Here is an 11,173-nt window from a genome sequence, read left to right on the forward strand (position 1 = left end):
CCGCCCGGTAAAGCGCGTCACGCCGTGCTTTGGGCCGCTTGTTCTTGCGCATGCCGTTGCCCAAAACTGCCGCGCTCCTTGGTCGACATGCATCGGAAATCACAGCCTTCATGCATCCAAAGCCGTGATGGACTCAGAAGCCAAGCTGTGATTGCGTCTGGGCAAGCCGGGTTGAAATCGGCACAAGGAGGATATTGCCGGCGTGCAGGGCTTGTTCATCGTCATCATCGCGATCGCCTATGTGACGCTGCTGTTCGCCATCGCCAGCCTGGGCGACCGCCGCTCGGCCATTTCCGAGCCAAGCCGGGCCCGCCCCTTCATCTATGCGCTCAGTCTGGCGATCTACTGCACGTCATGGACGTTCTTCGGCTCGGTCGGCCTCTCCTCCGAACGCGGCCTCGAATTCCTCGGCATCTATACCGGCCCGGTGCTGGTGTTCGTGTTCGGCTTTCCGCTGCTCAACCGCATCGTCCGGCTGGCCAAGACCGAGAAGATCACCTCGATCGCCGACTTCCTCGGCGCCCGCTACGGCAAGAGCTTCACTGTCGCGGCGATCGCCACGCTGATCGCCACCATCGGCGCGGTGCCCTATATCGCGCTGCAGTTGAAGGCGATCTCCGGTTCGGTCAGCCTGATGGTCGAGCACTATACGGGATCGCCGCCCTCCTTCGATCCCTTCGTCAGCGACATCTCGCTGGTCGTCGCCATGCTGCTGGCGCTGTTTGCGGTGTTGTTCGGCACACGCCACGCCGACGCCACCGAACACCAGGACGGGCTGGTGCTGGCGGTTGCGGTGGAAACCGTGGTCAAGCTTGCCGCTTTCCTGGCGATCGGCCTGATGGTCACCTTCCTGATCTTCGGCGGCCCGGGCGATATGTTCGACAAGCTTGCCCAGAATGCGCAGGTTCGGCAGGCGATGAGCTACAACACCTCGCTGGCCACCTGGCTGGTGCTGACTTGCCTGAGCGGCTTTGCCATCGTGATGCTGCCGCGGCAGTTCTACGTCACCATCGTCGAGAACCGTGGCGAGGCCGAATTGCGCACCGCGACATGGGTGTTTCCGCTCTACCTCGTAGCGATCAATCTGTTCGTGCTGCCGATCGCCTTTGCCGGCCTGTCGCTGGTCGGCACGGGGACCAGCAGCGATCTCTACGTGCTGTCGCTGCCCTTGTTCAGCGGTCATGACGTGCTGGCGATGGCGGCCTTTATCGGCGGGCTGTCGGCGGCAACCGCCATGGTGATCGTCGAGAGCGTGGCGCTGTCGATCATGATTTCCAACGACCTCGTCATTCCGCTGTTCGTGCGCCGCCTGCTCAAGACATCGACCTCCGAGAACGAAGATTGGTCGACGCTCATCCTCAACGTGCGGCGCGGGGCGATCTTCATCCTGCTGTTCATCGCCTTCCTCTACTATCGCGAGAGCACCAACAGCGTGCGCCTGTCGTCGATCGGCCTGATGTCGTTCGCGGCCATCGCCCAATTCGCGCCGGCGCTGATCGGCGGGCTGATCTGGCGCGGCGCCAATGGCCGGGGTGCGGCGCTGGGCATGGTCGCCGGCATTCTCGTCTGGGGCTACACGCTGCTGTTTCCATCGCTTGCCGCATCCGATACCGGCGTCATCGTGCACGGGCTGTTTGGCTTCGAGGCGTTACGGCCGCAGGCCCTGTTCGGCACCGTCGCCGAACCGCTGAACCACGGCGTGTTGTGGAGCCTGTCGATCAACGCGGTGTTCTTCGTGCTGGGTTCCCTCTCGCGCGCTTCGGTTCCGCTGGAACGCATCCAGGCGTCGATCTTCGTGCCTCGCGATGCCGGTCCGATGCCCAGCCTGCGCCGCTTCCGCACCGCCATCACCGTCAACGACCTCAAGGATACGATCGGACGCTACCTCGGCGTCGAGCGCACCGAGCGCTCGTTCCAGTCGTTCGAAAGGACCAACGGCACTTCGCTGCACGGCAACGAGCAGGCGAGCATGGACGTCATCCGCTTTTCCGAGCAACTGCTGGCCAGCGCCGTGGGTTCCTCCTCGGCACGGCTGATCCTGTCGCTGCTGTTTCGACGCCACGACCGCGAATCCAGGGATGCCTTTCGCTTGCTCGACGACGCCACCGAGGCGCTGCAGCACAACCGCGACCTGCTTCAGATCGCGCTCGACCAGATGGAGCAAGGCATCACAGTCTTCGATCGCGACTTCCGCCTGATCTGCTGGAACCGCCAGTACCGGGCGCTGTTCGACCTGCCCGACGAGATGGGCCAGGTCGGCGTCTCGCTCGACCGCATCCTGCGCCATCTCTCGGAGCGCGGCGACATCCCTGCCGACCAGCGCGTGGCCATGCTCAACCGGCTGACCAGTTTCGTCAGCCCATGGCAGATGGAACTGAAGACCAGCGGCCGCATCCTGGAGCTGCGTTCCAACCCGATGCCGGACGGCGGCATCGTCGCCACCTATGCAGACATTTCCGGACGCGTCGAGCAGGATCTGGCGCTGAAACGGGCCAATGAATCGCTGGAGCAGCGCGTCAAGACCCGCACCATGGAGCTGACGCGGGTCAACGAGGAGCTGGCGCAGGCGCAGATGCTGGCCGAGGAGGCCAATCTCGGCAAGACGCGCTTCCTCGCCGCCGCTGGCCACGACATCCTGCAGCCATTGAACGCCGCACGGCTCTATTGCTCATCGCTGATCGAGAAAGCCGGCAAGGGGCCTGCCGGCAAGGCGGCGGTCAACATCGAATCCTCGCTGGAATCGGTCGAGACCATCCTTGGCGCCGTGCTCGACATCTCCCGCCTCGACGCCGGCGCGATGAGGCCGGACGATACCGCCTTCAACCTCGACGGATTGCTGCGCCAGATCGGCAACGACTTTCGGCCGCTCGCAGCCGAAAAGAAGCTCGAGTTGACGATCATGCCGTCATCGCTGACCGTGACGACGGACCGCAATTTGTTGCGCCGCCTGATCCAGAACCTCGTCTCCAACGCCATCAAATACACGCGCCACGGCCGTGTGCTGGTTGGCGTCAGGCGGCGCGGCGAACTGGCCGAGATCCAGGTGGTCGACACCGGCATCGGCATCGCCGGCGACAAGCTGAACACCGTCTTTCGCGAATTCACCCGGCTCGACGAAGGCGCGCGGGAAGCCGAGGGCCTCGGTCTCGGCCTCTCCATCGTCGACCGCATCGCCCGGGTGTTGCGCCTGGAGATCCGGATCTTTTCCAATCCCGGCAAGGGCACGCGCTTTTCCGTCATCCTGCCCGTGGCGGCCGTGCAGGAGCCGCGACGCGAAATCGAAACCAGGGCTCCTGCCCGCGCGACGGCTTCGCTGGCCGGGTTGCACGTGCTGTGCATCGATAACGACGCCCGCATCCTCGACGGCATGCGGCTCCTGCTCGAAGGCTGGGGCTGCAATGTCGATACGGTATCCGGCTCAAAGGATCTGGAGAGTTCTGCGATGCCCCGCCCGGACATCGTCCTTGCTGACTACCATCTCGACGGCGAAACCGGTCTCGATATCATCGCCAGACTGCGCGCGATCCATGGCGATGACCTGACGGCCGTGCTGGTCACCGCCGACCGTTCCAACGAGGTGCGCACGGCCGCGGGCGGGCTTGAGATTCCGGTGATCAACAAACCGCTCAAACCGGCGGTGCTGCGCTCGATGATGGCCAGGGTCAGGCCGCTGGCATCGGCGGCCGAATAGCGTCAAAAGGCGGCCCGCCATCAGTTCCGCGAGCTCCAACGCGCGACCGATCGGGCGGACCGAGGTTCAGTACTTTGATTGAATTGTATTCTGATCGAACAGGGCGCCCTGGCGATCAGCTCGTCGGCTGCAGCGGGTCGCTGCCGATCTTGGACAGGAGGATCACCGCCTGGGTGCGGCTGTCGACGCCGAGCTTCTGCAGGATGGCGGAGACATGCGCCTTGATGGTGGCCTCGGAGACGCCGAGTTCGTAGGCGATCTGCTTGTTGAGCAGGCCCTCGGCCAGCATGCCGAGCACGCGGGTCTGCTGCGGCGTCAGCGCCTGCAGGCGCTTGATCAGGTCGGATATTTCGGGATCGCGCTCGACGCCGAGATCGACGCCGACGGGTGCTGCAATATCGCCGGCAAGCACTGACTGTACGGCGCTACGAATCTCTTCCATGCTGGCCGATTTGGAGATGAAGCCGGAGGCGCCGAGATCGAGCGCCCGCCTGATGGTCGCCGGATCGTCATGCGCCGACACCACCACCAGGGGCACCGCCGGATGGATGCCACGCAGCGAGATCAGGCCGGAGAGGCCGCTGGCGCCCGGCATCGACAGGTCGAGCAGCACCAGATCGACATCCTCGTTGGCTACGACCAGCGCCTTGGCGCTCTCGAAATCGCCGGCCTCGTGGATGGCGGAGACATTGCCGATGCCGGCGAGCGCTTCGCGCAGCGCACCGCGAAACAGTGGGTGATCGTCGGCGATGACGAAAGAATAGCCTGACGGCAAATGTCCCTCCCCGAATCCCACGATGATTTTTAGCTTTTCCGGGATCAGTTGGACGATTATGAGGGGCGGCGCGCTGTTTTCAAGCGGCAAAGCCAGCGCGCCGCGTTTTCCCTGCTGAAATCAAAATGCTACAGCGACGCTCAGGTCTTCTGCGAATTGAGCTGGGTGCCGTTGTCCTTGTCCATATCCTTGACGATGCCCATGAAGCCGCGCAGGAAGCGTTCCATGTAGCTCATCGTCTTGTTGAAATCCTCCTCGCTCGGCAGTTTCGATTCGAGGCGGGCGGCGAGCGAATTCTCGAGCTTGGTGACGCGCTCGTCCATTGCCTTCATCGAGGTCTGCAAGCGGTCGACCTCGTCCTGGAAAGCGGCACGTTCGTCGGCCGCCATCTTGCAGACGAGCTGGCCGGAGCGTTCCTCGCAGATCGACATGGCGCCGGTCTGCGTATCCATCCGGACATAGCCGTTATCAGACTTTTCCAGCCGGTAGCGGTCGGTTTCTTCCGAATAAGCTGAAGCCGCGACCAGCGAAACGAGCGCGGCGGGGATCAAGATGTGCTGCAGACGCATGTTGTCCTCCATGGCCAAGGCCTGAAATATCGCATGTTTGCGCCGGAAATGGGGAAGACCCTTGGCGTGGCCTTTCCCGCGTGGCTGGTTCGGACTATAGCGCAACCATGTCTCAGATTATCTACAAGATAACCCCGCGAGCGCCTTGGCGCGAGGCCGAAACAAACGGCCGCTTCACCGGCGCGCCGATCGATGTCGCCGACGGCTTCATCCATTTTTCCACGGCAGCGCAGGTCAAGGAAACGGCGGCAAGGCACTTTGCCGGCCAGACCGACCTTCTGCTGGTCGCCATCGACGGCGCTAGCCTGGGTGCTGCTTTGAAATACGAGGTCTCGCGCGGAGGCGCGCTGTTTCCGCATCTTTATGGTCCGCTCGACCTCAACGCCGTGCTGTGGGTGCGACCGCTGCCGCTTGGCGCAGACGGCGTGCACCAGTTCCCGGCACTGGAGGGGCAATGAGCATGCTCGACCGGCTCGGCCAGAGGCTGCTGTTCGCCTTCGATCCGGAAACCGCGCATGGCCTGTCAATCACGGCGCTGCGATGCGGCCTGCCGGTCGGGGGACGGACGACACGCGATGCGCGGCTGACGGTCAGCCTTTGCGGCCTCGATTTTCCCAACCCGCTTGGCATGGCCGCCGGCTACGACAAGAACGCCGAAGTACCCGACGCGCTGCTTGGCCTCGGCTTCGGCTTTGCCGAGGTCGGCACGATCACGCCACTGCCGCAGGCCGGCAATCCGAAGCCGCGCATTTTCCGACTGACGGCCGACGAAGCGGTGATCAACCGGCTGGGCTTCAACAATGAAGGCCATGCAGCGGCTGAAAAACGCCTTGCCGCACGCAAGGGGCGTGGCGGCATCGTCGGCGTCAACATCGGCGCCAACAAGGACAGCACTGAGCGCATCGGCGACTACGAGCGCGGTGTATCGCGGTTTGCGCCCTATGCTAGCTATCTCACCGTTAATATCTCCTCGCCCAACACGCCGGGCCTGCGCAACATGCAGGCGCGCGAGCAGCTTGGTGAGCTCTTGTCGCGGGTCATGGCAGCGCGCGCCGCGGCAACAGCCCAGCCGCCGGTGTTCCTCAAGATCGCCCCGGATCTGCTCGAGGCGGAGTTGGAGGACATCGCCGCCGAGGTCACCGAGAAACGGATCGACGGTGTCATCGTCTCCAACACCACAATCTCCCGGCCGGCGCTGCGCAGCGGCAACGCCGCGCGTGAGACCGGCGGGCTCTCGGGCAAGCCCCTGTTCGATCGCTCGACCATCGTTCTGGCCAGGATGCGCAAACTGCTCGGGCCGGAGCTTGCCATCATCGGTGTCGGCGGCGTCGATTCCACCGACACGGCACTGGAAAAGATCCGGGCTGGCGCCGATCTCGTCCAGCTCTACACCAGCATGATCTACGCCGGGCCGGCACTGCCGGGCCGGATCGTCGCCGGGATGGTCCGTTTCGTCGAAAAAGAACGGCTGAAGTCGATTTGCGAGTTGCGCGACAGTCATGTCGAGCGATGGGTGTCAAAGCCCCTCTAAAGAGTTGCTCCAAAGGTGACCGGTCCTGGTTTGAATCCTTCGGCTCGCGAGCTTCCTGAAACTATCTCAACTCCGCGTTCCGGCCAATCATCCAAGTCCACTCAACCGAGCGTGTTCGGCTTGTCGTGCCAAGGCTTGCACCCGGTAGGCATTCAGAATCTCTACCATCTTGTCGGGTGAGAATTGCCAACCACCGGGAAGGCAGCCCTCGGCTCCAAGCCTTCTGTTAATTCGCATGAGCGAGGTGTCCTTCCTGGCACCAGGTTCGAAGTTGTAACCGATCAGCTTGCTGCGGTTACGCGGCCTCCAGACGTGGAACCCCTTTATATCTTGCCATGCAACTTTCTTCGGACCGGCATCTATCATGAAGCCGCTATCGTCCAAGGTCAAAGTGTGAGGGCGGATGAGCGACCGGATCAGGAATGGCACGCTCAACCCAGAGAAAAATATCCCGATCCATCCGACTACATGCCCGCCAGTTGGGCTCCGCACCGTCCCAATTCCGGCCAAGAAGAAAAGCGGGCATGCTAGAAGCAACAGGAATGTTTTACCTCGTGATCCTCTTATGATCCTTGGCTTGACTGGTTCGACCATGTTTCCCATTGCCCCCCAATATATTAGTCGCCCTCAATTCCTAAAGGTAAAACAGTCTAGGTCCATTTTCCACCTTGCTGAAAAAATCAGGCACTAGAACGCCGTCCGCATCCGCAATTGCAGGATCGTCAGCAGGCTGAGGCCGCGTGCGAGCAGGAAAACGTGCAACGCCGCCCAAAGTCCATTGTTGCCGAAGGTAGGCGCGAGCGTCAGCAGCGCGGCCGCGAAAACGAGGAACGACAGCAGCATCATGTTGCGCATGTCGCGCGACCAGGTCGCGCCAATGAACACGCCATCCATCTGGAACGCCAGCACACCGCTCAGCGCGGTGAATGCCGCCCACGGCAGGTAGATGTCGGCCATCGAACGGACTTCCTCCGATGTCGTCACAAGAGCAACCAGACCGGCGCCGCCAAACAGCAGCACCAGCGTCGCGGCACCCGCCAGCCCGAACCCCCAGAACAGGGTCAGCCGCACCGCTTGGCGGAAGGGCGCAGCGGCACGCGCGCCGACGGCACGACCGGCCAGCTGTTCGGCGGCGGTGGCAAAGCCATCGAGAAAGTAGCCGGCAACGAGAAAGAAATTCATCAGTACGGCGTTGGCGGCCAGCGTCACCGTACCGAACTGCGCGCCTTGGCGGGTGAACAGCGCGAAGGCGGCGAGCAGCGAGAACGAGCGGATCATGATGTCGCGGTTGAGCGACAGCATGCGCACAAAGGCAGCCATGTCGAGCAGGCGATGGCGCGGCAAGGGCGAGCCCGCCCGGAACCGGCGGATGACGATCGCCAGGCCGAGCAGCATGGCAAGAAACTCACCGGTCACAGTCGCCCAGGCGACGCCGACGACGCCCCAGCCGAGTTCCAGGCCGAGCAGGAAGCAGAGCGCGATGTTGATGCCGTTCAGCACCAATTGCAGCATCAAACCGAGTCCGCCCTCGCCGCGCCCCAGCACATAACCGAGAACGGCATAGTTGATCAGCGAGAAGGGTGCGGCGAGCAGCCTGATCCTGATGTAGACGCCCATCGCCTCGCTGACGCGCGGCTCGGCGCCCATGAATTTCTGCCCGGCGATGGCGACCAGGGGCGCAAGTGCCGCGAGCACGATGCCGGCGACAACCGCGATCAGCACGGCGCGCCAGAACACGGCCTGTTCCTCCAGGGCGTCTCCGCGACCGAACGCCTGGGCGACGAGGCCGGTGGTGCCCGAGCGCAGGAAATTGAAAGTGGTGAAGACGACGTCGAAGATGAGCGCGCCGGCCGCCAGGCCGCCGAGCAAGGCGGCGTCGCCGAACTGTCCGACGACAGCCGTGTCGACCAGGCCGAGCATCGGCGTCGTCAGATAGGCAAGCGTCATCGGCACCGCGATGGCCAGCACGGAACGGTTGGTGACGACAAAGTATCTGGCGTCGGCTGGGGTTACACCCTTGTCCAAGGATTGCTGCCTTGCTGATTGCGGCTTGATCGAACCGCCGATGTGCCCCATTTTCCCGCCACCGCGCAATCACTCTTCCCGCGAAGGCCAACCGAATTACCCGGTCTGGCGCGAGCCCGCCGGATCCAGTTCATGCCTTTGCAGATCGTCCATCACCCCGACTACGACGCCGGCTTCGCGGTCAACCATCGCTTTCCGATGAGCAAATACCCGCTGCTGATGGATACCTTGCGCGCACGCGGACTGGCCGGGCCCGACGCGCTCAACTCCGCGGAACCCGCGCCGGCGTCATGGCTGAAGCTTGCTCATGCGGCCGACTATGTCGACCAGGTCATCAGTTGCTCCGTGCCCGAGAAGATCGAGCGCGAGATCGGTTTCCCGGTGACCCCGCGTGTCTCGCTGCGCGCGCAGCTTGCCACCGGCGGCACGGTGCTGGCGGCGCGGCTCGCCCTGCGCCACGGCATCGCCTGCAACACCGCCGGCGGCAGTCATCATGCGCGGCATGCGCAAGGTGCGGGCTTTTGCACCTTCAACGATGTCGCCGTCGCATCGCTGGTCTTGCTCGCCGAAGGCGCCGCCACAAACATCCTGGTGGTCGATCTCGACGTGCATCAGGGTGACGGCACTGCGGATATTCTCGCTAATGATCCGCGCGTGTTCACCTTTTCCATGCATGGCGATCGCAACTACCCTGTGCGCAAGGTCGCCTCCGACCTCGATGTCGCGCTGCCCGATGGCATGGGTGACGCCGCTTACATGGAAAGGCTCGCCGCCACCCTGCCGGAGCTGTCCGCCAAAGCGCATTGGGACATCGTCTTCTACAATGCTGGCGTCGACGTCCATGCCGAAGACCGGCTTGGCAGGCTGTCGCTATCGGATGACGGGCTGCGCACGCGCGACGATATGGTCATCCGCCATTTTCGCGCGCAGGGCATTCCCGTTTGCGGCGTCATCGGCGGCGGCTATTCCATGGACGTGCCCGCACTGGCGGCAAGGCACGCCATGCTGTTCGAGGTGGCGTCGGACTATGCCCGGTAGCTACTTCCGATAGTTGGCAAGCCTCAGCAGGATGAAGGCCGGCACGACGACCGCCGCACCGAGCAGGATGTAGCCGAAGAAGCGGTCGATGGCGTGGAAGCCAAGATTCCACAGGTCGATGAAGAACTTCCGGATGCCGTAGAACACATCCATCGGCGACCAGCCGAAGGCATTCATGACCAGGCCGACGAGGAACGACACGACCAGCAGTTTCAGGATCACCTTGAGCGGCGAGTCGCCGAGAAAGCGTGTCAGTGCGGACAAGGCCCGTCTCCAGATTGAGGTACCCAGACTCGAGGGCGTCGGCCAGACATACGCACTTGGCTTGCCGGCTTCAAGCCGGCAGTTTTGCGGGATGGCGAACACCTCGAGCGAAGCATTGATGTGGCCGCAAGCAGTGCCAAGGCGTGGCAGCCGGCCGACGCCGTGTCCGATCCTGCTGGCTTATCTGTTTTCTAACCAATTGCCGCTATTCCCAATCGAATAGCGGGAGCAAGGCCTTTGGTGGAGACGCAGAAAAACACCGCGCGACGCGGCGTCATGCTGTCGGTGGTCGTCCCATGCTACAATGAGCTGGACGGGGTGGCCGAACTGCATCGACGGGTGACGGCGGCATGCCTGGAACAGGGCTCCTCGTATGAGATCGTCCTTGTCATCGATGGCGCCACCGACGGCTCGCGAGACGCTATTTTCAAGCTGGCCGAAAAGGACGATCACGTCGTCGCCATCGACCTTGCCCGGAACTACGGCCACCAGATCGCGTTGAGCGCGGGGCTCGAATTCTGCCGCGGCCAGCGCATTCTCATTCTCGATGCCGACCTGCAGGATCCGCCTGAGCTGCTCGGCGCGATGATGGCGAAGATGAACGAAGGCTTCGATGTCGTTTACGGCCAGAGGCTGAGCCGTGACGGGGAAAGCTGGTTCAAGCTCACCTCCGCTTCGATATTCTATCGCTTGCTGCGCCGCATGGTCGACGTCGACATAGCCCCGAATTCCGGGGATTTCCGGCTGATGAGCCGCCGCGCGCTCGACCATCTGAACGCGATGCCCGAGCGCTACAGGTTCATTCGCGGCATGGTGAGCTGGATCGGGCTGAAACAGGTGGCTTTCCCCTATGAGCGGCACCGGCGCTTTGCCGGCACCACCCACTATCCCCTGAAGAAAATGGTTCTTCTGGCGATCGACGCGATGACCAGCTTTTCCATCGCGCCCCTGCGGTTCGCCTCGCTTCTCGGAATGATGTTCGGGCTTCTGGGTCTGTTCGTGCTCGGCTACACGCTGTTGGAATGGTCGGTCGGAAACGTGCTGCCCGGCTGGACCAGCCTTGCCGCGATCATGCTGATCCTCGGCAGCGTCCAGCTCATGGTGCTTGGCATCTTCGGCGAGTATCTCGGGCGCATGTACATGGAGACAAAGCGGAGGCCGCTCTACTTCGTCAACGAGGTCGTTTCGCGCAGCCAGGCAGCCGAGGACGGGGAACTGCCCGTCCATCGCTTGCAGGAGATGGCAAAGAGGGCCGCACGTGCTTGAGGCGGAGTTCGACC

General features: G+C 63.1%; 10 protein-coding genes. 5 read left to right on the top strand and 5 right to left on the bottom strand.

Annotation, left to right across the window (positions count from 1 at the left end; translation table 11 throughout):
- Positions 1-202 precede the first annotated feature (202 nt).
- On the top strand, positions 203-3,691 hold the full coding sequence (locus NKI20_RS10430) for a PAS domain-containing hybrid sensor histidine kinase/response regulator (protein ID WP_352830321.1): 3,489 nt from the start codon (positions 203-205) through the stop codon (positions 3,689-3,691).
- Between the two features lie 115 nt (positions 3,692-3,806).
- Here NKI20_RS10430 and NKI20_RS10435 read toward each other — a convergent pair whose 3' ends face one another.
- Both NKI20_RS10435 and NKI20_RS10440 read right to left on the bottom strand, forming a co-directional pair.
- Positions 3,807-4,466, bottom strand: coding sequence for a response regulator transcription factor (locus NKI20_RS10435; protein WP_352830324.1), 660 nt, complete (start codon positions 4,464-4,466; stop codon positions 3,807-3,809).
- Between the two features lie 140 nt (positions 4,467-4,606).
- Complete coding sequence (locus NKI20_RS10440; RefSeq protein WP_352830327.1) at positions 4,607-5,035, bottom strand: hypothetical protein; 429 nt, start codon at positions 5,033-5,035, stop codon at positions 4,607-4,609.
- 107 nt (positions 5,036-5,142) lie between these two features.
- On the opposite strand from NKI20_RS10440, the gene NKI20_RS10445 reads away from it, so the two are divergent.
- The gene (locus NKI20_RS10445; protein WP_352830330.1) at positions 5,143-5,493 is read left to right on the top strand and encodes a DUF952 domain-containing protein; all 351 of its coding nucleotides are present in this window, start codon (positions 5,143-5,145) and stop codon (positions 5,491-5,493) included.
- Complete coding sequence (locus tag NKI20_RS10450; RefSeq protein ID WP_352830332.1) at positions 5,490-6,566, top strand: quinone-dependent dihydroorotate dehydrogenase; 1,077 nt, start codon at positions 5,490-5,492, stop codon at positions 6,564-6,566. Before NKI20_RS10445 ends, NKI20_RS10450 begins: the two co-directional genes overlap by 4 nt.
- Positions 6,567-6,653: 87 nt before the next feature.
- Here the strand turns inward: NKI20_RS10450 and NKI20_RS10455 are convergent, their stop codons facing one another.
- Together NKI20_RS10455 and NKI20_RS10460 are read right to left on the bottom strand one after the other, a co-directional pair.
- The gene (locus tag NKI20_RS10455; protein WP_352830335.1) at positions 6,654-7,169 is read right to left on the bottom strand and encodes an STM3941 family protein; all 516 of its coding nucleotides are present in this window, start codon (positions 7,167-7,169) and stop codon (positions 6,654-6,656) included.
- An 84-nt stretch (positions 7,170-7,253) separates the two neighbouring features.
- Positions 7,254-8,591 (bottom strand): MATE family efflux transporter, encoded by a 1,338-nt coding sequence (locus tag NKI20_RS10460; protein WP_352830485.1) that lies wholly within the window; start codon positions 8,589-8,591, stop codon positions 7,254-7,256.
- Between the two features lie 132 nt (positions 8,592-8,723).
- On the opposite strand from NKI20_RS10460, the gene NKI20_RS10465 reads away from it, so the two are divergent.
- Positions 8,724-9,629 carry a histone deacetylase family protein gene (locus tag NKI20_RS10465; RefSeq protein WP_352830337.1) on the top strand — a complete coding sequence of 302 codons (906 nt, stop codon included), beginning with the start codon at positions 8,724-8,726 and terminating at the stop codon, positions 9,627-9,629.
- Here NKI20_RS10465 and NKI20_RS10470 read toward each other — a convergent pair whose 3' ends face one another.
- Positions 9,630-9,893: a DUF6460 domain-containing protein gene (locus NKI20_RS10470; protein ID WP_352601310.1), complete on the bottom strand. Its 264-nt coding sequence runs from the start codon at positions 9,891-9,893 to the stop codon at positions 9,630-9,632.
- A 276-nt stretch (positions 9,894-10,169) separates the two neighbouring features.
- Between NKI20_RS10470 and NKI20_RS10475 the strand changes: the two genes are divergently transcribed.
- Complete coding sequence (locus tag NKI20_RS10475; protein ID WP_352601513.1) at positions 10,170-11,159, top strand: glycosyltransferase family 2 protein; 990 nt, start codon at positions 10,170-10,172, stop codon at positions 11,157-11,159.
- The last annotated feature ends 14 nt before the right edge of the window (positions 11,160-11,173 follow it).

This window comes from Mesorhizobium sp. M0830 (genome assembly GCF_040319965.1).
Taxonomy (GTDB): Bacteria; Pseudomonadota; Alphaproteobacteria; order Rhizobiales; family Rhizobiaceae; genus Mesorhizobium.